Source organism: Candidatus Pelagibacter sp., from assembly GCF_052046145.1.
In the GTDB taxonomy this organism is placed as follows: Bacteria; Pseudomonadota; Alphaproteobacteria; order Pelagibacterales; family Pelagibacteraceae; genus Pelagibacter.
Window position 1 is genome coordinate 682,182 of the sequence record NZ_JBNGZR010000001.1, and the last position, 21,076, is coordinate 703,257.

Sequence of the window (21,076 nt, forward strand, 5' to 3'; positions counted from 1 at the left end):
TGGAGCGGGTAAAGGGAATCGAACCCTTACATCCAGCTTGGAAGGCTAGCGTTCTACCATTGAACTACACCCGCACAACCCCAAGAGTAACACTCCATGTTATCTAAAATTTATTAAATGGTGGAGGGGGAAAGATTCGAACTTTCGAAGACCGAAGTCAACGGGTTTACAGCCCGCCCCATTTGACCGCTCTGGAACCCCTCCTTTGGGGAAGTGTCCCCTTGTTCAATAAAGCTTCAAATAACAAGCGTTTTATATATTTTATTTATGCAAATGCAACACGTGATTTAATAGGAAAATATTAAAAAAACCGTATAAAACAGATACTAATTTATGAATAAATCGTCATTTTTCATTGTTGGTCAACACGCAGTTATTGAAGCTCTTAGAAATCCTAAAAGAAAGGTTTTAAGAGTTTTTTTGACTGAAGAGTCTAAAAAAAATATTCATAGAAAAAATCCGAATAAAAATGTTTTGGAAGACGTTAAAGTTTACTTTAAATCCAAAAAAGAATTAGACAAGTATACATCAAAAGAACAGTTAATGCATAATGGGTATGTTGCAGAGATTGAACATTTGGATCAACCAGATCTGAAACGATTTATAAAAGGTAAAAATAATTTAACATTTGTCTGTCTTGATGAAGTTACTGATCCAAGAAATATTGGTTCATTAATTAGAAGTGCAGCATCATTTGATATTGATGGATTAATAATTAAAGAGAGGCATTTTCCTCGTAACAGTAAGTTAATGTATAAATCAGCAAGTGGTTGTATGGAACACATGAATATATTCCAAGTATCCAACATTAATTCCACATTAAAAAATTTAAGAGAAAAAAACTTCTGGGTTTATGGTTTTGATGCAAAAGGTCAAAAAGATTTCACAGATATAAAATGGGAAGGAAATAATATCCTTCTATTTGGATCAGAAGGATCTGGTATGAGACAGCATACAGGTAAATATACAGATTTTTTTGTTAAAATTAATATTAATGAAGATATTGAAAGTCTAAATATATCAAATAGTGCAGCAATTGTGTTTCATCACTTAAGTTATATAAAAAAAAATAGTTGATTATTTAACAAATAGTTAATAATTATTGCGCATGCCCTTGTAGCTCAGCTGGTAGAGCAATTGATTTGTAATCAATAGGTCCGCGGTTCGAATCCGTGCGGGGGCACCATTTTCGAAAAGTTAATCTTTTAATTTTAATGCTTTTGTTAAAAGACTTTGATCAAGTTTACAATTTTTATAACCTTTTTTTACTACATTTAAATATCTCTCGGTTGGAAATTTAAATGGTGTTTTTTTAACCATTGTATAAGTCATCACTTTTTTTCCATAATAATAAAAGTAATATTTTTTATAAAGAATTGGAAAATCTTCATATACATCTAATTTTTTTTCATCACTTTTAGAAATCTCAAATAATGCGCCTGGAACAATAGAATTTTTTTTAGGCTCTATGTCTGCAGCTCTATACTTGCTTCTAAATGTTAATCTAAAATCCTTTAAATTTATTTTTTTTAAAAAAATACTATCTTTACATCTGCGCTTCATTTGAAAATGATGAAGATTACTTCCATAAGCAAAATACAGCATTATCTATCTACTACCTCAATTTTTTTTTCATTCACAAATTTTAAAATTTGAGAATTACAATCATCTATTTTATTCTGATCTTCTGATCTAATCACAATTGATACACCTAATTTACCTGCATGGAAGAAAGGATAGCTTCCAATTTCTACATCAGTATTATTATTTTGAACCTTTGTTAATGAATTTGCTATTTCACTTTCAACAGTTCTTAAGCTTATAGTAAGACTTTTGATTGGCTTCCCTCCTACTATCCTGTTAGTCAAACCACCCAACATTGATTTCAAAATGGATGGAACTCCTGGCAATGAAAAAACATTTTTAACATTAAAACCTGGTGCGCCACTAGTTGGATTTAAAATTAAATTTGCATTCTCTGGCATCCAGGCCATTTTTTGTCTTCCATCATTAAATTCACCTGGTTGATAATAAGCTTCTAAAATTTTAAAAGCTTCTTTATGAACTTCATATTTTATTCCAAAAGCCTTTGATACTGACTGAGCTGTAATATCATCATGTGTTGGACCAATACCACCAGTTGTAAAAACGTAATCATATTTAGATCTAAGTAAATTTAAACTATCAACAATAATATCTTCAACATCAGGTATTACTCTAACTTCACCAACATTAACACCGATTGAATTTAGCCAGATTGCTAAAGTAGATGTATTCGTATCTTGGGTTCTGCCAGATAAAATTTCATTACCTATTATTAAAATTGAAGCATTAACTTTTACTTTTTTATTCATATGAAATATATAATTTACTAATGGAATTTACCAAGTCTTTAATAAAAGGCAAATTAATCAAACGTTATAAAAGGTTTTTTACTGATGTGCAGCTAGGTAAAGAAATTGTCACAGCTCACTGTCCTAACACAGGATCAATGAAAGGTTTACTAGATGAAGGTAATGAAGTTTATTTACTTCCTAATAACGATCCAAAAAGAAAACTAAAATATGGATTAGAAATTATTAAATCTAGAAAAAATTTAGTTGGAGTTAACACTCATATGGCAAATAGAATAGTTGAGCATGGTCTTAAAAACAATCTAGTAAATGAACTCAAGAATAATGACATTATTAAACCTGAGGTTTTTTTTAATAAAGAAACAAGGTTTGATTTTTTGTTAGAAAAAAAAGGTCAAAATATTTTTGTTGAGGTTAAAAATGTTACTTTATTTAGAAATAAGGATACTGCTGAATTTCCAGATGCGCCAACAGCAAGAGGAACTAAGCATTTATTAACCCTTATTGATGCCATAAAAAAAAGTTATAAAACATACTTAATATTTTTAGTTCAAATCCAAAATATGAAATATTTTAAAATAGCCAAAGACATAGATGAACAATATTATAAGAACTATTTAATAGCTAAAAAAGCTGGTGTACATTTTTTAGCATATAGATGTGATATAAGTTCTAAAAAAATTTTTATAGATAAAAAATTAAAAATTATAGATGACTGATTATAAAGAAAAGTTTGAAAAAATGAGAATTGCAGGAAATTTAGCTGCAAGAACTTTGGACATGTTAACTGAGAATATCAAAGAAGGTATGTCCACTGATCACATAGATAAACTAGGTTATGAATTTATAAGAGATAATGGAGGCTACTCTGCGCCACTTTATTATAGAGGCTTTACAAAATCGTTATGTACATCTTTAAATCATGTTGTGTGTCATGGAATACCCTCTGATAGAATTTTACAAGAAGGTGACGCCGTAAACGTAGATGTAACAGCAATTGTTGATGAACATTATGGTGATACAAGCAGAATGTTTTGTATTGGAAAAACGCCAGTAAAATTAAACAATCTTATAGATGTTACTTACGAATCTATGATGAGAGCAATTAAAATATTAAAACCTGGAATTAAATTAGGAGATATTGGTTATGAAATTCAATCCTATGTAGAAGAAAAAGGATTTTCAGTAGTAAGAGATTTTTGTGGTCACGGAATAAGTACAACATTTCATGAGCCTCCTAATGTTCTACACTATGGAAATAAAAACTCAGGAATGGAATTAAAGCCAGGCATGACCTTTACAATAGAACCAATGATTAATTCAGGTAAATATGATGTTAAAATGTTAAATGATGGATGGACAGCTGTTACAAAAGACAAATCTTTATCTGCACAATTTGAACATACGTTAGGAATTACTGAAAATGGTTATGAAATCTTTACAGAATCTGCTAAAGGTTATTCAAAGCCTCCATACTTATAATTAATGATTAAAAGATACTCGCGAAAAGAATTAACTGATATTTGGTCAGAAGAAAATAAATACAAAATCTGGTTAGATGTTGAGGTTGCAGCTGCAGAAGCGATGGAAAAACTTGGTCAAATTCCAAGAGGTGTTGCTTCAATAGTTAAAAAAAAAGCTAGCATTAATGTAAGCAGAATTCACAAAATAGAATCTGAGGTAAAACATGACGTAATAGCATTTCTTACCTCTGTAACTGAAAAAGCTGGAATTAAAGCACGTTACCTACATCAAGGAATGACATCATCAGATGTTTTAGATACTAGTTTTAATATTCAATTAGTCCAATCAGGTAAAATCATTTTAAAAGATATAGATCAAATTTTAAAAGTTTTAAAAAAACAAGCCAAAAAATATAAATTTACACCATGTATGGGAAGAAGCCACGGCATCCATGCTGAACCAATTACTTTTGGATTAAAATTGGCTTCGTTTTATGAGGAATTTAAAAGAAACAGAAATAGATTGAAAAATGCAATCGATGAAGTATCAACATGTGCAATATCTGGCGCTGTTGGAACATTTGCTAACATTAATCCAAATGTGGAAAAACATGTGGCAAAAAAATTAGGACTGAAAGTTGAACCAATATCGACACAAGTAATTCCAAGAGATAGACATGCATTTTATTTTTCTGTTTTAGGTATTATTGCAGGGTCTATTGAAAGAGTAGCAGTTGAAATAAGACATCTACAAAGAACTGAAGTTTATGAACTACAAGAATATTTTTCTAAAAATCAAAAAGGATCGTCAGCAATGCCTCATAAAAAAAATCCAATCTTAAGCGAAAACCTAACAGGCTTAGCTAGAATGGTTAGAAGTGCAGTTGTACCAGCACTTGAAAATATAGCACTTTGGCATGAAAGAGACATTTCTCATTCAAGTGTTGAAAGAAATATCGGACCAGATGCCAATATAACAACTGATTTTGCATTGGTTAGACTTACAAATATTTTAGATAACATGATTGTTTATCCTAAAAAGATGCTTGAAAACTTAAATTTAACAAAAGGTTTAATTTTCTCTCAAGAAGTTATGTTGGAATTAACTAAAACAGGATTGAGCAGAGAAAAATCTTATAGATTAGTGCAAACTTATGCAAAAAAATGTTTTGCAGAAAATTTAAACTTAATTGACGTCATTTCATCTGATAAATTTATAATGAGTAAAATTCCCCCAAATAAACTTAAATCTATTTTTAATTATTCTAAACACTTTAAAAATGTAAATTTTATCTTTAGAAGAGTTTTTAAATAATGAAAAAAGGTAAAAAATTATACGAAGGGAAAGCTAAAATCATTTATGCAACAAATGATAAAAATTTAGTTATCCAATATTTTAAAGATGACGCAACAGCATTCAATAATCAAAAAAAAACAACCATTGAAGGTAAAGGTGTTCTAAATAATAGAATATCAGAACATATACTCTCTAATCTCTCTCAAATAGGAATTAAAAATCATTTAGTTAAAAGATTAAATATGCGTGAGCAAATTATAAAGCTTGTAGAAATAATTCCGATCGAGTTCATTGTGAGAAATGTTGCGACAGGTTCAATTACTAAAAGATTGGGTATTGAGGATGGTACTGTTTTAAAAGAACCTCTAATTGAATACTGCTTAAAAGATGACAAGCTTGGAGATCCATTGATATCTGAAGAGCATATTTTAGCATTTGATTGGGCGACAAAAGCAGAGATCGATAAAGTAAAAAAAATGATTTTTAGAATTAATGATTTTATGATTGGAATGTTTAGAGGTGTTGGAATTAAACTTATCGATTTTAAATTAGAATTTGGAAGAATTAAAATCGATGGAAAAAATGAGGTTATTTTAGCAGATGAAATTAGCCCTGATACATGTAGATTGTGGGACAGTATTACAGAAAAAAAATTAGATAAAGATAGGTTTAGACAAGATCTGGGTGATTTAATTCCAGCATATACTGAGGTTGCTAAAAGATTAGGTATACTTCATGAACAATCTAATGTTTCAGCAGTAAATGTAACTAAATTATCTTCAGTTAAAAGAAAGAAAAAATGAAAATTTCTGTAATCATTACTCTAAAAAAGGATGTACTTGATCCACAAGGAAAAGTTATCCATCAAACTCTGGATGGAATGGGATTTCAGGATATTAATGAAGTTAGACAAGGTAAATATTTTGAAATAAACACTAAAGAAACTGATAACGACAAAGCAAAAGCAAAAGTTGAAGAAATGTGCAAAAAACTTTTGGCAAATCTTGTAATTGAAAATTATAAAATTATTGATCCAAAGTAATTAATGAAATCATCAGTTATTACTTTTCCAGGTTCAAATTGTGACAGAGACATGGATGTTGCTCTTAAAAAATTTGGATTTAAAAATAAAATGGTTTGGCATACTGATGCTGAATTACCAAAAAGTGATTTGGTTGTATTGCCAGGTGGCTTTTCATATGGGGACTACTTAAGATGTGGAAGTATGGCATCTAAATCAAAAATAATGCAGTCAGTAATTAATTTTGCAAATTCAGGAGGTATGGTTATGGGTATCTGTAATGGATTTCAAATATTGGTAGAAACTGGTTTAGTTCCAGGTATTTTGCTTAGAAACAAATATTTAGAATTTATTTGTAAAAATGTTTTTGTAAAAATTAATGATAAAAAAAATAAATATTTTAAAAATGTAAATAATGATGTTTTGGAATTTCATGTCGCTCATAATGAAGGAAATTATTTTTGTACCAATGATCAATTAAAAGAAATTGAAGATAATAATCAAATAGCTATTAACTATTGTGATGAAAATGGAAAAATAGAAGATCAATTTAACCCTAATGGATCCTTAAAAAATATTGCAGGTATATTGAATAAAGAAAAAAATGTTCTAGGAATGATGCCCCACCCTGAAAGAATGATTGATACATCTTTATCAGGTGAGGATGGATCATTATTTTTTAAAAACTTAATAAACAACTTAAAATGATTGTAAACGAGCAAGTAGCAGTTGATCACGGTTTAAAGAAAGACGAATACGCTAAAATTTGTGAGCTATTAAAGAGAACTCCCAATATCACAGAGCTAGGTATTTTTTCTGCAATGTGGAATGAACATTGTTCTTATAAATCATCAAGATTACACCTAAAAAAACTACCTTCTAAAGGAAAGAAAGTTATTCAAGGTCCTGGAGAAAACGCTGGTGTTATAGATATTGAGGATAATGATGCAATAGTTTTTAAAATAGAAAGTCACAATCACCCTTCATTTATTGAACCATATCAAGGTGCTGCTACTGGTGTTGGAGGAATAATGAGAGATGTATTTACAATGGGCGCAAGACCAATAGCTAACTTGAACTCCATTCATTTTGGGTCACCGCAACATAAAAAAACAAAAAATTTATTAAGAGGTGTTGTTCATGGCATAGGCGGTTATGGAAACTGCATGGGTGTTCCAACAATAGCTGGACAAACAAGCTTTGATAGCTCGTATAACGGAAATATTTTGGTTAACGCAATGACATTGGGATTAGTCAAAAAAGATAAGATTTTTTATTCTAAAGCTGCAGGTTTAAATAAACCAGTTATTTATGTTGGGTCTAAAACTGGTAGAGATGGAATACATGGTGCAAGTATGGCTTCAGCTAGTTTTGATGAAAAAATAGAGGAAAAGAAACCAACTGTTCAAGTAGGAGATCCGTTTACAGAAAAACTTTTACTTGAAGCTTGTTTAGAGTTAATGGCAGGAGACTCCATTATAGCCATTCAAGATATGGGTGCTGCTGGCCTAACTTCCTCAAGTATTGAAATGGCTTCGAAAGGAAACCTTGGAATTGAAATTAATTTAAACAAAGTGCCTTGTAGAGAAGCCAAGATGACACCTTATGAAATTATGCTTTCTGAGAGCCAAGAAAGAATGTTGATTGTTCTAGAAAATGGCAAAGAAGAACATGCAAAAAAAATATTTGATAAATGGAACTTAGATTTTGCAGTGATTGGAAAAACTACTAAATCAAAAAAAATAGAACTTTATTTTGATGAAGAAAAAGTTGCAGACATTCCGGTTAATACTTTGGTTGAAAACTCTCCTATGTATGATCGAAAATGGAAAAAAGCAAAGTTACCTAAAAAAAATAAAATTAAAAAAGAAGATCTTAAGCATTTAAAAATTATTGATGTTTTAAAAAAAATTTTAGCAAATCCAAATGTATGCAGCAAAGAATGGATTTGGCAACAGTATGATCATACAGTCATGGGAGATACAATACAAAAACCTGGTGGAGATGCAGGAGTAGTAAGAGTTCATGGTACAGATAAAGCTGTAGCCGCATCAGTAGATTCTTCTGCAGTTTATTGTTGGGCTCATCCATTAACTGGTGGAAAACAAGTAGTATGTGAAAGTTTTAGAAATCTAATTTCTGTAGGGGCTAAACCAATTGCTATTACTAATTGTTTAAATTTTGGTAGTCCTGAAAATGAAGAAAACATGGGTGAGTTTGTTGAATGTGTTCAAGGTATTGGTGAAGCGAGCGAATATTTAAAATTCCCAGTAGTATCTGGAAATGTATCTTTCTACAACCAAACAAAAGAGGAAGGTATAAAACCTACGCCTGCAATTGGTGGGGTTGGGTTAATCAAGAATTATCAGAATATGATCACTATGGATTTTAAAGAAGTTGATAATTTAGTTTTAGTGATTGGAAAAACCGAAGGACATATTGATCAAAGTTTATTTGCAAGAAATATTTTAGATGAAAAAAATGGACCTCCACCTGAGGTAAATCTATTTAATGAAAAAAATAATGGAGAAACTTTACTCAAATTAATTGATAATAATTTAATAAAAAGTGCTCACGATGTTTCTTTAGGAGGTATAATTGCTGCAGTATCAAAAATGTGTATTAAAGGAAAAAAAGGAATAAATATTAAAAAACCCAAATATCTAATTAATGAAATAGAATACTTTTTTGCTGAAGATCAAGGTAGATATATTATAGAAATAAACAAAAATGATTTTAAAAAAGTAGCTGATATATTGGATAAAAATGCAGTCCATTTCGATGAACTTGGTACAATTAATGAAAATGAACTATATATTAATGATAAGACAAAAGTTACAATTGACGAATTATCAACTTCTAATAAAAGTTGGCTTACAAACTATATGAGTAAATAATGGCGATGAATTTGAAAGAAATTGAGAATTTTATAAAAGAAGCAATGCCAGATGCAATTGTTGAAATACAAGATTTAGCAGGTGATGGAAATCATTATTCAGCTACCGTTACCTCGTCTCAATTTTCTGGAAAAAGTAAAATTGAGCAACATAAAATGGTTTACAATTCATTAAAAGGTAGAATGGGTAATGAACTACATGCATTAGCAATTAAAACAAAGGAGAGTTAAATGGATCAACAAACAAATGATTTAATAAAAAATGAAATTGAAAACAACGAAGTATGTCTGTTTATGAAAGGTACACCTGACGCTCCACAATGTGGATTTTCAATGGCTACTTCAAATATTTTAAAAATCCTAGAAGTAAATTTTAAAGGAGTAAATGTTTTAGAAAATCAAAATTTAAGAGAGGGTATTAAAGTTTTTAGTGATTGGCCAACCATACCACAACTTTACGTTAAAAATGAATTTATAGGTGGATGTGACATTGTTAAAGAAATGTATGAAAGTGGTGAATTAGCAAAACTTTTTGAAAGCAAAAATATAAATTTTAAGGCTAAAAGCTAGTTATCTAGAATAATATTCAATTACTAAATTAGGCTCCATGACAATTGGATATGGAACTTCTTCAAACTTAGGAACTCTAACAAACTTTAATTTTTTGTTTTTTTCATCCATCTGAATATATTCTGGAGTTTCTCTTTCTTTATTTGCAAGTGCAATATCGATTATTGCAAGTTGTTTAGATTTATCTCTTATCTCAATTGAATCTTCTTCTCTAACTAAATAGCTTCCAATATTTACTTTTTTACCATTTACTTTTACATGGCCGTGATTGATTAATTGTCTTGCTGAAAAAATTGTTGTTGCAAATTTTGCTCTGTAGATCACTGCGTCTAATCTTCTTTCTAATAAACCAATTAAATTTTCTCCTGTATCACCCTTAAGCATAACCGCTTTTTTATAGATATTTCTAAATTGTCTTTCGTTAATATTGCCGTAATATGCTTTTAATTTTTGTTTTGCTTGAAGCTGTATTCCATAATCAGATGGCTTTGATGTTTTTGTTTGACCATGTTGTCCTGGTCCATAAGCTCTAGTATTAAAAGGACTTTTAGGTCTTCCCCAAAGGTTAACTTTTAATCTTCTGTCTACTTTATGTTTAGAGTTTAATCTTTTTGTCATTTGATAGTGGGCTTTATAAACTTACTCATCATTTTGTCAATCAACGTTTTTTACCTAAACTTGCAAATACACCTGATAAAATACGTGTTTCTTTGGTTGATAATTCCATCCTATAAAAAATATTCCTCAAGTTTTCAAGCATTATCGGTTTCTTCTCTTTTGATTTAAAGAAATTAACTTCCTCAAGATTCTTTATACAAAGATTTGCCATAGCAACTATGTCTTTTTTAGATGCTGATTTAACTTTATTTGATTTCTTGAAAGAAGATGCTTTTGAATTAATTATACTTGATACATATTGTGCAATTATTATTAAGCTGTGGGACAGATTTAATGATTTAAAATCAGGATTAGTCGGAATTTGAAGAGTATAATTAGCATAGCTTATTTCATTATTTGATAGACCAGATGCTTCTGAGCCAAATAAAAAAGCTATTTTCTTTTTATAATTTATTTTTTTTAAATGTTCTAATTGGATATGTTTAATATTTTTATTTCTAAATCGTGCTGATGTTGCAATTACAATATCAATATTTTTTAAAGATTTTTCTAAATTTTCAAAATTTTTTGCCTTATTAATTATATTTTTTGCTCCTACTGAGGTTGCTAAAATTTTATCATTTGGAAATATTGGTTTAGGATTAACAATAATAAGTTTATTAAAATTAAAATTTTTCATTCCTCTTGCACATGCTCCTATATTTTCTGAGAGTTGCGGTTTGTGTAAAATGAAAGAAATATTATTAACAGACATTAATCTATGCCATGATTTCTATTATAATTGGAAATAGCTGATGGTTTAATATCATTTAAATATTTTGGATCTACTGTCCAAGTAGAAACTTTTAATGGATAGCATTTTGCAACATCAGATGAGTGTTCAGATCCACAATCACCACCAGGACAAGCAGAAAGCGCACCCAATAAATCTGTTTCAGCGAAAAATTCTAAATAATCACCAGGTCTTACAGGACTTGCTTTCATAAAGTATTGTTTAGTATCATTGGTAAATCCAGTTAACATAAAAACGTTTAATACATCATGAACTATTTTCTCCGCATGATCCAATTCAACATTTTTTTCTTTTACTAAAGCTCTTGTTAAATTTGAGTGACAACAATAGTGATAATCTTTATCGCTCAAAAGTTTTGATGTATAAGGATCACATCTTGTACCAATGACATCATGGACCGATCCTCCATCTTGATCATACTCATACCAATCTAAAGTATCCCAAGTTATTGTTGCCAAAGATCTAAGATAGGGAAAACTACTAAACATTTTATCTCCAACAGAAAGATGAGTTCCATATAGTGCTCTTGTTTTTCCTGAGTAAAATTTTTCCTCTAAATTATTTAAATTAAATAAATTTAAATCACCCACTTGAGGTCCCTCTACACTTTCAATTCTAAAAAACTCACCAAATTTAACTTCGAACGTTTTTGCATCTCTTGGAGGTATTATAACTTCTTCTTTTTTAACCAAATGTTCTCGAGCAGAATGTAAAATACTTAAATTTTTTTCTTCAATATTGGTATTCGGGTAACAAACTATTGGTTTTGCTCCTATTCTATCTTTTATATCAGATGGTTTTTTTGAAAATTTTTTAATTTTCATTCCTACAAACTTCCAGGAGCTTTATCCTTGAATAATTTATAATCTAGACTGTCCACTAAAGCTTTAAAAGATGCATCAATAATATTTGGTGATACTCCAATAGTGAACCAATTCACACCCTTAGAGTCTGTGCTTTCAATACTTACTCTTGTTACAGCCTCTGTACCAGTATTTAAAATTCTTACTTTGTAATCAACTAGTCTTAAATCTTTTAAATATTCTGAATATTTAGCAAGCTTGTTAACATTCTTTCTAATAGCATTATCTAGAGCATTAACAGGTCCGTTTCCTTGTCCTTCACACAAAATTTTATCTCCATCTACTTCTAATTGAGCTTTTGCATATGAAACTATTTCTCCAGCATTATCTTTCTTTACTGAAACATCATATTCGTTAATAGAAATATATCTTGGTATCTCTCCCATTAATCTTCGAGCTAATAACTCAAAGGATGCGTCAGCACCATCATAACTATAACCAATAAATTCTCGATCTTTAACTTCATCTAAAAGTTTTTTAATTTTTGGATCGCTTTTCTCAACTTTAATTCCTATTAAATTCAATCTCGACATTATATTGGATTGTCCTGACTGATCTGAAACAACTATATTTCTAGAGTTTCCAACTTCTTCTGGATTTATGTGCTCATAAGTTTTAGGATCTTTTTGAACAGCCGAAACATGCATTCCACCCTTGTGAGAAAAAGCAGAAGCTCCAACATAAGGTAAATGTTTATTGGGTTTTCTATTTAATATCTCATCTAATAATCTTGAGCATTGAGTTAAGTTTTTTAAATTTTCTCTTTTGATATTTAGTTCAAACTTATCTGAAAAATCTTTCTTTAAAAAAAATGAGGGAATTAATGACATTAAATTAGCATTTCCACATCTTTCACCCAAACCATTGATTGTACCCTGGACTTGTCTAACACCAGCTTGAACTGCTGCAAGACTGTTAGCTACAGCATTTTCGGTATCATTATGAGCATGTATTCCTAAATTTTTTCCAGGGATTTGCTTGCTTACTTTAGATACAATTTCTGTTATCTCGTGTGGAAGTGTACCACCGTTAGTATCACATAATACAACCCATCTAGCACCATTATCAAAAGCAGCTTTTAAACATGACATTGCATATTCTGGATTAGCTTTATATCCATCAAAAAAATGTTCAGCATCAAACATGAACTCTTTTCCAGATTTAACAACGTGTTTAGTACTTTCACTTATATTCATTATATTCTGCTCATTACTTATTCCTAATGCGACATCCACTTGAAAATCCCATGATTTTCCAAACAAGCAAACAGAAGTGCTTTTTGAATTAATTAATGATGAGAGCATAGGGTCATTTTCTGCACTGTGTTCAGATTTTTTAGTCATTCCAAATGCAGTTAATTTCGTTGATTTAAAATTATGATCCTTATTGAAAAACTCAGTATCAGTTGGATTTGCACCTGGCCAACCTCCTTCAACATAATCCACACCCAACTTATCTAAAGCTGATGAAATTTTTTCCTTATCATCAATTGAAAAATCTACACCTTGGGTTTGCGCTCCATCACGCAGTGTTGTGTCAAATATATAAAGTTGTTCCTTGCTCATTTAAATTTCCAAGTCGTTTTACCATCTTTATCTTCTATTAAAACACCTTTGTCTAATAGGTCATCTCTTATTTTGTCAGCTTCCTTATAATTTTTATTAACTCTAGCATCATTTCTCTGATTAATTTTAATTAAAATTTCATTTTCAGAAATTGATACTTTGTTTTTCTTAAATTTAACCCAATCCTCTTTAGTTTCATTTAATAATCCAATAAAATTGCAGGCAGAAATAAATAATATTTTATCTTCATCAGAACCTTTTGCTGCTTTCTCATATAGTTTATGTAAATTAGCAATATAGCCTGGTGTATTTAAATCATCGAGAAGAGGTTTAAGAATTTCATCTGAAATTTTTAATTTTGTCTTTATGTTTAAATAAACATTATACCATTTACTAATTGTATTTTCACATTCCTCTAAAAGCTTATCATTCCAATCGAGTGGCTGTCGATAATGTGCACTCATCAAAGCCATTCTTAAAACTTGACCACTTTTATTATTTCTAAAATCTTTAATTTTTAAAATATTACCCTGTGATTTTGCCATTTTTTCATTGGACATTGTGATAAATGCATTATGTAACCAATAATTAGCAAACGCCTTACTATCATTTGCGCATCTTGATTGAGCTATTTCATTTTCATGATGCGGAAATAACAAATCAACGCCACCTCCATGAACATCAAATTCGTTTCCTAAATATTTTTTAGACATTGCTGAACATTCTAAATGCCAACCAGGTCTACCTTTTCCCCAAGGTGAGTCCCATGAAGGCTCATCTGTTTCTGATGGTTTCCATAAAACAAAATCTTCAGGATTTTTTTTGTTATCACTTACTTCAATTCTTGATCCTGCAACTAATTCATCTAACTTTTTGTTTGATAACTGCCCATAATCTTTAAATTTTTTTACTTCAAAATAAACATGCTTATTATTTTCGTAAGCAAATCCTTTTTTAATTAATTCAGAGATCATTTCTATCATTTCAGAAATATGCTCAGTTGCTTTTGGCTCATGATTTGGTTGTTCACAATTTAGATAGATACAATCTTCGTTAAAACTTTGAGTAATTTTTTTAGTAAGCTCTGAAATTGAAATATTATTTTCCTTTGAGGATTTTATTATTTTATCATCTACATCTGTAATATTTCTTACATAAGTTACATTAGGATATTTATTTTTTAAAATTTTAAAAAGAATGTCAAATACAACTACTGGTCTAGCATTACCAATATGAGGATCATCATAAACAGTTGGACCGCAAACATACATTCTCACATTATTTTTATCTTTGGGAATAAATTTTTCTTTTTTGTTAGTAAGATTATTTGTTAAAAAAATATCTAAACTCATAGTTGAAGAAATATACTTAAATTATAGATTTGTGAATCTATTTGATTAATTTGGAATTATGCATACAGGAATTGGCTCCATTTTATGCATATTTTGTTTTCTGATAATTTCGTATTTTGCACGATTCGGAGAATTTGGATTCTCCATTGCTTCTTCTAATTCATTATATTTTAAACCAAGTTGACCTTCATCAGTTCTACCATCATCCCATAAACCATCAGTTGGAGGTGCATCAATAATCTCTTGCAAAATTCCTAGCTCTTTTCCTAATTCCCAGACCTGTGTTTTATTACAATCAGCTATTGGTGAAATATCTACTCCACCATCTCCATACTTCGTATAAAATCCAACACCAAAATCCTCAACTTTGTTTCCTGTTCCTACAACAATTCCTTTATTCGCCGCTGCTACCTGATAAAGAGTGGTCATTCTTAGTCTAGCTCTTGAATTAGCCATACCATGTTCATTATCAAATTTTGATAAGCTTGCATTAAATGCTAAAAATAACTCATCTAAATTAATTGTATGCGCTTCAACATTTTTGAAATTTTTTACTAACCATTCTTGATGCTTTATACTTAAATCATGTTGATGTGATTTCTGTTTGATTGGCATAGATAAAACAATAGTTTTTATTCCAGTCATGGCACTAAGTGTGCTCGATACTGATGAGTCAATTCCTCCAGAAATACCTATTACTAACGACCCCGCCTTTGTTGGCATATTATCTACATAGTTTTTGATCCAAGTAGAAATAAATTTAACTTTTTCTGAAGGTGTCATAATTATAAACTATTTATTATTAATAATTTTACAATGTATTAAGATGCCGCTCTGTCTGCATTTTTTGAATACGAGCTATTCTTTTTAATCTCATCTGATATTAAAAATGCTAATTCTAAAGCTTGATTTCCATTAAGTCTTGGATCACAGTGAGTGTGGTATCTAGAAGATAAATCTTTTTCAGATATTTTTTGAGCACCTCCTATACATTCAGTTACATCTTGTCCAGTTAATTCAATATGTAGACCTCCTGCATAACTTCCCTCACTTTGATGGCATGCAAAAACCTCTTTTACTTCTTTTAAAACACTGTTGAATGGTCTTGTTTTGAACCCTGTTGCTGCTTTGATTGTATTTCCATGACAAGGATCACACGACCAAATCACATTTAATCCCTCTTTTTTTATTGCTCTAATTAATTTTGGTAAAAATTTTGATACATTATCTGCTCCAAATCTTGATATTAAAGTAATTTTACCCTTTTCATTTTTTGGATTAATTCTATTACAAAGATTAATTAAATCATCAGCCTTTAAGGTTGGTCCACATTTAATTCCAATTGGATTTTCTATACCTCTACAAAATTCGACATGTCCTCCGTCTAATTGTCTAGTTCTATCTCCTATCCAAACAAAATGAGCAGATGTATCATGATTTTCACCAGTGGTAGAATCTGTTCTGGTCATTGACTCCTCGAAAGGTAGTAGTAAAGCTTCATGTGATGTCCAAAAATTTACTGTGTACAATCTATTATTAAAATCTGAAGTAATTCCACATGCTCTCATAAAAGCAATAGCATCAGCAATTTTATCTTCAAGATCCTTGAATTTTTTAGCTTGCGGGCTTTGTTTAATGTAATCTAAATTCCATAAGTGGACTTTATTTAAATCTGCAAAACCTCCTTTTGAAAAAGCTCTAATAAGATTAAGGGTTGCTGCTGATTGAGAATAAGCTTTAAATAATCTTTTAGGATCTGGAACTCTTGCTTTTTCATTAAATTCCATACCATTAATATTGTCACCTAAATAACTTGGAAGCTCTACTCCATCTTTTATTTCTGTTGGTGCACTTCTAGGTTTTGAAAACTGTCCTGCTATTCTTCCAACTTTAACAACAGGTAAGGATGCTGAATAAGTCAAAACTAATGACATTTGCAACATAAGTTTAAATGTATCTCTAATATTATCTGGGTTAAATTCTGCAAAACTTTCTGCACAGTCTCCACCTTGAAGTAAAAATGCTTTTCCATCTACAACATCAGCTAACTGATCTTTAAGATGTCTTGTTTCACCTGCAAATACTAACGGAGGAAAAGTTCCTATCTTATCTAAAACCTTATCCAATCCCTTTTTGTCTGGATAATCTGGTATGTGTTTAACAGGATATTTTCTCCAACTATTTTTTTTCCAACTTTTCATATTCAACCTAGAAGTGTTTTAACAGAGATATAAAATTTTACAAGATTGATGTGATTACTTTAATTGGCTTTATTTATTTTAATTTATTTAGTGCATCATCAGAGATATACCATGCGTCAAAAGAAGTGAGTTTACGGAAAATTCTTGAATAGTTATTTTTTACCATCAATTCATCTATTTTTTGCTGCAATTTTGTAAAATTATGCTCAACTGTAAATACAGCTGGTTTAAACTTTGAAAAATTAAATGAATTCAATATTTCAAACTCTGAACCTTCTGTATCTATAGAAATATAAGAAGGACTTATACCATCAAAATATTTTGTTACCACATCATTTAATGAAATTGTTTCAACAATTATATTTTTACCAGATATATTTCTGTTATTTGAATTATCTGGCATAGTTTCTTTATCACTAAATTTAAAATCCTCTAAGGTAGAGAGAACTCCTTGACTAGATGAAAAAAATTTCAATTTTTCATTTGATTTTTTCCAGATACATTGCGTAATAATTTTAGTTTTAGGACGATTTTTTCTTAAGACTTCATGCCATTGAATATCAGGCTCAGCTAAAATTCCAGACCAACCTAATTCTTTTTCAAGTAAGTAAGTATTTGAAAGACTAATTCCATCAGTTGCACCAAATTCTAAAAATGTTTTTTTAAAATTATTTTGCACAATAAAAGATGCAAAAATATCTTGAAATATTTGTGCATGATGATTTTTTTTTAAATTTTTAATATAGTTAATAAAATTAAGAAGTATTTTTTCATCTTCAGGTATTAGTAATTCTTTATTTTTTGCTGCTTCTAAAACTTTATAAATAGAAAATTTATTTTTAATCGCATGGACTGTAATTTTCCAAAAATCTAATTTTTTCAATTGAGTTACTCGACGGTTACTGATTTTGCTAAATTTCTAGGTTTATCTATATCGTAACCTTTTTTCAATGCTGAATAGTAAGCTAGTTTTTGTAAAGGTATTGTTAGAAGAAAAGGAAGTAAATCATCATTTGTATTTTCAACTTCAATAGTTTCCCAAATATTCTCAGAGATTATTTCATCCTTACTTTTATTTGTAATCAATAAAACTTTAGCACCTCTAGCAATAACTTCTTGCATGTTAGAAATAGTTTTTTTGTAATAATTATCTCTTGGGGCTAAGACGACCACTGGCATACCCTCTTCTATTAAAGCCAAAGGTCCATGCTTCATTTCACCTGCAGGATATCCCTCAGCATGAACATATGAAAGTTCTTTTAGTTTTAACGCTCCTTCTAACGCTATCGGGTATGAATAACCCCTCCCCAAAAACATTGAACCTTTAGCTTCATTAAATGTTGAAGATATTGCCTGGATATCATTATCATGAAGCAATGTTTTCTCTATTAAGCCAGGCAAAGCTTTTAGGTCTTTAATTTTTTCTTGGTATTCTTTTTTCTCAATTTCCTTTCTTAACGACCCAAGTTTTAAAGCTAAAATATACAAAACTAGTATTTGACCTAGAAATGCTTTTGTTGATGCAACCCCAATTTCAGGACCACAATGAATTGGTAAAACAAAATTGGAATCTCTTGCTATTGAGCTTTCGATTACATTAACAACAGCACATGTTTTCATGCTGTTTTTGTTACATATATCTAAAGCTGCATAAGTATCTGCTGTTTCCCCAGATTGTGAAACAAAGATATATAGACTATCTTTTTTAAATCTATTTTTTCTATATCTAAATTCTGACGCTATATCTATATTAACGTCTAAATTTGTAAGTTCTTCAAACCAATATTTTGCCATTAAGCAAGAGTGATAAGCTGTTCCACATCCTATTAAGGTGATTGAATTAATTTCTTCAATTTTCCAAGGAAAATTAAAAATATTTATGTCTTTATTTACATTATCTACATATTCCTTAATTCCAGTTTTAATTGTTAGTGGTTGCTCTTCAATTTCTTTTGCCATGAAATGTTTAAAGTCACCTTTGTCGTAATTTGCTTGATCTAATGATAGTTCTAATATTTTTTTATTAATTTTTTTTCCTTCATCGTTAAAAAAAAGAACTTGATCTTTTTTAACAATGCAAAATTCACCATCATCAAGATAAGTAATTTTATTTGTCATAGATTTTAAAGCATAGGAATCTGATCCTAAATAGTTTTCATTTGGACCATAACCAACAGCTAAGGGTGATCCTCTTCTAGCACCAACTATTAAGTCTGGCATATCTTTAAAAACAATTCCAAGAGCAAAACTACCATGAAGTTGTTTTAAAGTTTTTGTGATGGCTTCTTCTAATTCTGAAGTCTTTAAATGTTCTGTTATTAAATGAACAATTACTTCTGTATCTGTCTGTGATTTGAAGTTATGACCTTTGTTAATTAAATGTTTTTTTAATATTGTAGAGTTTTCAATAATTCCATTATGAACTACAGATACGTTGTGAGAAGAATGAGGATGAGCATTTAAACTATTTGGAATTCCATGAGTTGCCCATCTTACATGACCTATACCAATATTTCCTCTTAAGTTTTTTAAATCAAAATTATTTTCTAAGTTATCAACTCTTCCCTCTGATTTTACTTCATTGATTTCACCATCTGAAAGTGTGGCTATTCCTGCTGAGTCATATCCTCTGTACTCTAATTTTTTTAATGAATTAATTATATTTGCAGAAACAGGTTTGTTACTTGATATGCCAATAATTCCACACATAAATTATTTTTTCTTTCTTTTGTAATTCTTAACTTCTAATTGTGGCGATCTTGTAAGTGCTAAAGATTTTTTTTTAACATTCTTGGTAATTACTGATCCAGCTCCAACAATACTATCTTTGTTTATGGTAATTGGAGCAACTAAAGAAGAGTTTGAGCCTATAAATACTTTGTCTTTAATTTTTGTCTTATTTTTATTTACTCCATCATAATTACAAGTAATTGTTCCTGCTCCAATGTTCACTGATTTTCCAATTTGAGCATCTCCTACATAAGACAAATGATTAACTTTAGATTTATTTCCTAAAGTACTTTTTTTAATCTCTACAAAATTACCTACTTTAGATCCTTCTTTTAAAATTGTATTAGGTCTTATTCTGGCATATGGACCAATCTCAACTTTATTTTCAATTTTACATGATTCTAAATGTGAAAAAGATTTTATAATTACATTATTCCCAATTTTAACCTTAGAGCCGATAACCACATAAGGTTCTATAGTTACGTTACTTCCAATCTTTGTATCTTTTGAAAAAAAAATAGTTTCAGGACCTATCATCTTTACACCTGACTTAATAAATTTTTCTCTAAGTTTTTTTTGATTTAAAACTTCCATTTAGAATTGATTTACATTAAGTATATATATTGATTAATTCACAATTTATTTCTTTAAAATACTTTTAAAATGAAACAAAAATTTACAATTTTATTTGATTTAGACGGTACTTTAGTGGATACAGCTCCAGATTTGATACGTGCTCATAATCACGTAATGAAAAAATTTGGATACCCTACTAAAACTTTAGGAGAACTAAAAAATGCTGTTGGCAAAGGTGCTAAAGCTATGATGGCAAAAGCTAATGGTCAATGGAAGTGGTTTGATGAAAAAATTCAAAACGAAATGACTGATGAATTTCTATCTTATTATGGAAAAAATATTTTACATGAAAGTAAATTAATTAATGGTGTTAAGGAATTTTTAAATTGGTGTAAAAATGAAAATATTTCTATGGCAGTATGCACTAATAAAACTGAACACCTAGCAGTTGATCTTTTAAAAAAAATCGGAATTTATGATTATTTTGAATATGTTGCAGGCTATAATACTTTTGAATATTGCAAACCAGACCCTCGACATTTAACAACTACTATAGAAATATTAGATGGTGATAAAAATAAATCATTGATGATTGGTGACAGTGAAACAGATGCAAATGCTGCTAAGGCTGCTGAAATTCCAATAATATTACTAAAATATGGATATACAGAAAAAAGATCTGAAGATATTTATCATAATCACATTATAAAAGACTTTGTAGGCATTGAGAAAATAGTATCAGAATATCTTTAATATTGATTAATTTATTTTAACTAT

Annotated in this window: 23 protein-coding genes and 3 tRNA genes; 12 read left to right on the plus strand and 14 right to left on the minus strand. The window is 29.6% G+C overall.

The annotated features are described in order from the left end of the window. Positions 1-74 (minus strand) — tRNA-Gly (locus tag ACTT88_RS03665). A 44-nt stretch (positions 75-118) separates the two neighbouring features. After that, positions 119-204 (minus strand) — tRNA-Tyr (locus ACTT88_RS03670). A gap of 129 nt (positions 205-333) precedes the next feature. On the opposite strand from ACTT88_RS03670, the gene rlmB reads away from it, so the two are divergent. Together rlmB and ACTT88_RS03680 are read left to right on the plus strand one after the other, a co-directional pair. Continuing rightward, positions 334-1,077, plus strand: coding sequence for a 23S rRNA (guanosine(2251)-2'-O)-methyltransferase RlmB (rlmB, locus tag ACTT88_RS03675; RefSeq protein ID WP_440907971.1), 744 nt, complete (start codon positions 334-336; stop codon positions 1,075-1,077). Positions 1,078-1,110: 33 nt separating this feature from the next. Next, positions 1,111-1,186 (plus strand) — tRNA-Thr (locus tag ACTT88_RS03680). A gap of 11 nt (positions 1,187-1,197) precedes the next feature. Here the strand turns inward: ACTT88_RS03680 and ACTT88_RS03685 are convergent. Continuing rightward, complete coding sequence (locus tag ACTT88_RS03685) at positions 1,198-1,605, minus strand: gamma-glutamylcyclotransferase family protein (RefSeq protein WP_440907972.1); 408 nt, start codon at positions 1,603-1,605, stop codon at positions 1,198-1,200. Continuing rightward, positions 1,605-2,354, minus strand: coding sequence for a competence/damage-inducible protein A (locus ACTT88_RS03690; RefSeq protein WP_440907973.1), 750 nt, complete (start codon positions 2,352-2,354; stop codon positions 1,605-1,607). Before ACTT88_RS03690 ends, ACTT88_RS03685 begins: the two co-directional genes overlap by 1 nt. 20 nt (positions 2,355-2,374) lie before the next feature. On the opposite strand from ACTT88_RS03690, the gene sfsA reads away from it, so the two are divergent. From sfsA to grxD, 9 genes are read left to right on the plus strand one after another with little or no spacing between them, the layout of a single operon-like run. Continuing rightward, the gene (gene sfsA, locus ACTT88_RS03695; protein WP_440907974.1) at positions 2,375-3,073 is read left to right on the plus strand and encodes a DNA/RNA nuclease SfsA; all 699 of its coding nucleotides are present in this window, start codon (positions 2,375-2,377) and stop codon (positions 3,071-3,073) included. Beyond that, entirely contained in the window at positions 3,066-3,836 is a 771-nt protein-coding gene (map, locus tag ACTT88_RS03700; RefSeq protein ID WP_440907975.1) for a type I methionyl aminopeptidase, read from the plus strand. Before sfsA ends, map begins: the two co-directional genes overlap by 8 nt. A 3-nt stretch (positions 3,837-3,839) precedes the next feature. After that, positions 3,840-5,132 (plus strand): adenylosuccinate lyase, encoded by a 1,293-nt coding sequence (purB, locus tag ACTT88_RS03705; protein WP_440907976.1) that lies wholly within the window; start codon positions 3,840-3,842, stop codon positions 5,130-5,132. Beyond that, complete coding sequence (gene purC, locus ACTT88_RS03710; RefSeq protein WP_440907977.1) at positions 5,132-5,917, plus strand: phosphoribosylaminoimidazolesuccinocarboxamide synthase; 786 nt, start codon at positions 5,132-5,134, stop codon at positions 5,915-5,917. Before purB ends, purC begins: the two co-directional genes overlap by 1 nt. Beyond that, positions 5,914-6,156 carry a phosphoribosylformylglycinamidine synthase subunit PurS gene (gene purS / locus ACTT88_RS03715; protein WP_440907978.1) on the plus strand — a complete coding sequence of 81 codons (243 nt, stop codon included), beginning with the start codon at positions 5,914-5,916 and terminating at the stop codon, positions 6,154-6,156. Before purC ends, purS begins: the two co-directional genes overlap by 4 nt. Before the next feature lie 3 nt (positions 6,157-6,159). Next, positions 6,160-6,843 carry a phosphoribosylformylglycinamidine synthase I gene (purQ, locus tag ACTT88_RS03720; protein ID WP_440907979.1) on the plus strand — a complete coding sequence of 228 codons (684 nt, stop codon included), beginning with the start codon at positions 6,160-6,162 and terminating at the stop codon, positions 6,841-6,843. After that, on the plus strand, positions 6,840-9,032 hold the full coding sequence (gene purL / locus ACTT88_RS03725; protein ID WP_440907980.1) for a phosphoribosylformylglycinamidine synthase subunit PurL: 2,193 nt from the start codon (positions 6,840-6,842) through the stop codon (positions 9,030-9,032). Before purQ ends, purL begins: the two co-directional genes overlap by 4 nt. Then, a complete protein-coding gene (locus ACTT88_RS03730; RefSeq protein WP_440907981.1) occupies positions 9,032-9,262 on the plus strand; it encodes a BolA/IbaG family iron-sulfur metabolism protein in 231 nt (76 codons plus the stop codon). Before purL ends, ACTT88_RS03730 begins: the two co-directional genes overlap by 1 nt. Next, the gene (grxD, locus tag ACTT88_RS03735) at positions 9,263-9,601 is read left to right on the plus strand and encodes a Grx4 family monothiol glutaredoxin (RefSeq protein ID WP_440907982.1); all 339 of its coding nucleotides are present in this window, start codon (positions 9,263-9,265) and stop codon (positions 9,599-9,601) included. On the opposite strand, the gene rpsD is transcribed toward grxD, so the two are convergent. The 10 genes from rpsD to ACTT88_RS03785 all read right to left on the minus strand — a co-directional run bounded on the left by rpsD (position 9,602) and on the right by ACTT88_RS03785 (position 20,317). Further along, positions 9,602-10,219: a 30S ribosomal protein S4 gene (gene rpsD, locus ACTT88_RS03740; protein ID WP_440907983.1), complete on the minus strand. Its 618-nt coding sequence runs from the start codon at positions 10,217-10,219 to the stop codon at positions 9,602-9,604. A gap of 40 nt (positions 10,220-10,259) precedes the next feature. Further along, entirely contained in the window at positions 10,260-10,973 is a 714-nt protein-coding gene (locus tag ACTT88_RS03745) for an RNA methyltransferase (RefSeq protein ID WP_440907984.1), read from the minus strand. Further along, a complete protein-coding gene (locus ACTT88_RS03750; RefSeq protein WP_440907985.1) occupies positions 10,973-11,836 on the minus strand; it encodes an urea carboxylase-associated family protein in 864 nt (287 codons plus the stop codon). Before ACTT88_RS03750 ends, ACTT88_RS03745 begins: the two co-directional genes overlap by 1 nt. Before the next feature lie 2 nt (positions 11,837-11,838). Then, complete coding sequence (gene cimA / locus ACTT88_RS03755; RefSeq protein ID WP_440907986.1) at positions 11,839-13,440, minus strand: citramalate synthase; 1,602 nt, start codon at positions 13,438-13,440, stop codon at positions 11,839-11,841. Further along, positions 13,437-14,792 carry a cysteine--tRNA ligase gene (gene cysS / locus ACTT88_RS03760; protein ID WP_440907987.1) on the minus strand — a complete coding sequence of 452 codons (1,356 nt, stop codon included), beginning with the start codon at positions 14,790-14,792 and terminating at the stop codon, positions 13,437-13,439. The genes cimA and cysS overlap by 4 nt, the downstream gene beginning before the upstream one ends. A 45-nt stretch (positions 14,793-14,837) precedes the next feature. Continuing rightward, a complete protein-coding gene (gene nadE, locus ACTT88_RS03765) occupies positions 14,838-15,575 on the minus strand; it encodes an NAD(+) synthase (protein ID WP_440907988.1) in 738 nt (245 codons plus the stop codon). Between the two features lie 38 nt (positions 15,576-15,613). Beyond that, positions 15,614-16,993 (minus strand): class II 3-deoxy-7-phosphoheptulonate synthase, encoded by a 1,380-nt coding sequence (locus tag ACTT88_RS03770; RefSeq protein ID WP_440907989.1) that lies wholly within the window; start codon positions 16,991-16,993, stop codon positions 15,614-15,616. A 73-nt stretch (positions 16,994-17,066) separates the two neighbouring features. Continuing rightward, on the minus strand, positions 17,067-17,876 hold the full coding sequence (locus tag ACTT88_RS03775) for an FkbM family methyltransferase (protein WP_440907990.1): 810 nt from the start codon (positions 17,874-17,876) through the stop codon (positions 17,067-17,069). 5 nt (positions 17,877-17,881) lie between these two features. Further along, a complete protein-coding gene (gene glmS, locus ACTT88_RS03780) occupies positions 17,882-19,702 on the minus strand; it encodes a glutamine--fructose-6-phosphate transaminase (isomerizing) (RefSeq protein WP_440907991.1) in 1,821 nt (606 codons plus the stop codon). Between the two features lie 3 nt (positions 19,703-19,705). After that, positions 19,706-20,317: a DapH/DapD/GlmU-related protein gene (locus ACTT88_RS03785; RefSeq protein ID WP_440907992.1), complete on the minus strand. Its 612-nt coding sequence runs from the start codon at positions 20,315-20,317 to the stop codon at positions 19,706-19,708. A 69-nt stretch (positions 20,318-20,386) separates the two neighbouring features. Between ACTT88_RS03785 and ACTT88_RS03790 the strand changes: the two genes are divergently transcribed. After that, on the plus strand, positions 20,387-21,052 hold the full coding sequence (locus ACTT88_RS03790; RefSeq protein WP_440907993.1) for an HAD family hydrolase: 666 nt from the start codon (positions 20,387-20,389) through the stop codon (positions 21,050-21,052). Positions 21,053-21,076 lie beyond the last annotated feature (24 nt).

Bases quoted from the DNA above. Each gene is read 5' to 3' on its own strand.
- rlmB (WP_440907971.1), top strand. From the start codon at position 334: ATGAATAAATCGTCATTTTTCATTGTTGGTCAACACGCAGTTATTGAA.
- ACTT88_RS03685 (WP_440907972.1), bottom strand. From the start codon at position 1,605: ATGCTGTATTTTGCTTATGGAAGTAATCTTCATCATTTTCAAATGAAG.
- ACTT88_RS03690 (WP_440907973.1), bottom strand. From the start codon at position 2,354: ATGAATAAAAAAGTAAAAGTTAATGCTTCAATTTTAATAATAGGTAAT.
- sfsA (WP_440907974.1), top strand. From the start codon at position 2,375: ATGGAATTTACCAAGTCTTTAATAAAAGGCAAATTAATCAAACGTTAT.
- map (WP_440907975.1), top strand. From the start codon at position 3,066: ATGACTGATTATAAAGAAAAGTTTGAAAAAATGAGAATTGCAGGAAAT.
- purB (WP_440907976.1), top strand. From the start codon at position 3,840: ATGATTAAAAGATACTCGCGAAAAGAATTAACTGATATTTGGTCAGAA.
- purC (WP_440907977.1), top strand. From the start codon at position 5,132: ATGAAAAAAGGTAAAAAATTATACGAAGGGAAAGCTAAAATCATTTAT.
- purS (WP_440907978.1), top strand. From the start codon at position 5,914: ATGAAAATTTCTGTAATCATTACTCTAAAAAAGGATGTACTTGATCCA.
- purQ (WP_440907979.1), top strand. From the start codon at position 6,160: ATGAAATCATCAGTTATTACTTTTCCAGGTTCAAATTGTGACAGAGAC.
- purL (WP_440907980.1), top strand. From the start codon at position 6,840: ATGATTGTAAACGAGCAAGTAGCAGTTGATCACGGTTTAAAGAAAGAC.
- ACTT88_RS03730 (WP_440907981.1), top strand. From the start codon at position 9,032: ATGGCGATGAATTTGAAAGAAATTGAGAATTTTATAAAAGAAGCAATG.
- grxD (WP_440907982.1), top strand. From the start codon at position 9,263: ATGGATCAACAAACAAATGATTTAATAAAAAATGAAATTGAAAACAAC.
- rpsD (WP_440907983.1), bottom strand. From the start codon at position 10,219: ATGACAAAAAGATTAAACTCTAAACATAAAGTAGACAGAAGATTAAAA.
- ACTT88_RS03745 (WP_440907984.1), bottom strand. From the start codon at position 10,973: ATGTCTGTTAATAATATTTCTTTCATTTTACACAAACCGCAACTCTCA.
- ACTT88_RS03750 (WP_440907985.1), bottom strand. From the start codon at position 11,836: ATGAAAATTAAAAAATTTTCAAAAAAACCATCTGATATAAAAGATAGA.
- cimA (WP_440907986.1), bottom strand. From the start codon at position 13,440: ATGAGCAAGGAACAACTTTATATATTTGACACAACACTGCGTGATGGA.
- cysS (WP_440907987.1), bottom strand. From the start codon at position 14,792: ATGAGTTTAGATATTTTTTTAACAAATAATCTTACTAACAAAAAAGAA.
- nadE (WP_440907988.1), bottom strand. From the start codon at position 15,575: ATGACACCTTCAGAAAAAGTTAAATTTATTTCTACTTGGATCAAAAAC.
- ACTT88_RS03770 (WP_440907989.1), bottom strand. From the start codon at position 16,993: ATGAAAAGTTGGAAAAAAAATAGTTGGAGAAAATATCCTGTTAAACAC.
- glmS (WP_440907991.1), bottom strand. From the start codon at position 19,702: ATGTGTGGAATTATTGGCATATCAAGTAACAAACCTGTTTCTGCAAAT.
- ACTT88_RS03785 (WP_440907992.1), bottom strand. From the start codon at position 20,317: ATGGAAGTTTTAAATCAAAAAAAACTTAGAGAAAAATTTATTAAGTCA.
- ACTT88_RS03790 (WP_440907993.1), top strand. From the start codon at position 20,387: ATGAAACAAAAATTTACAATTTTATTTGATTTAGACGGTACTTTAGTG.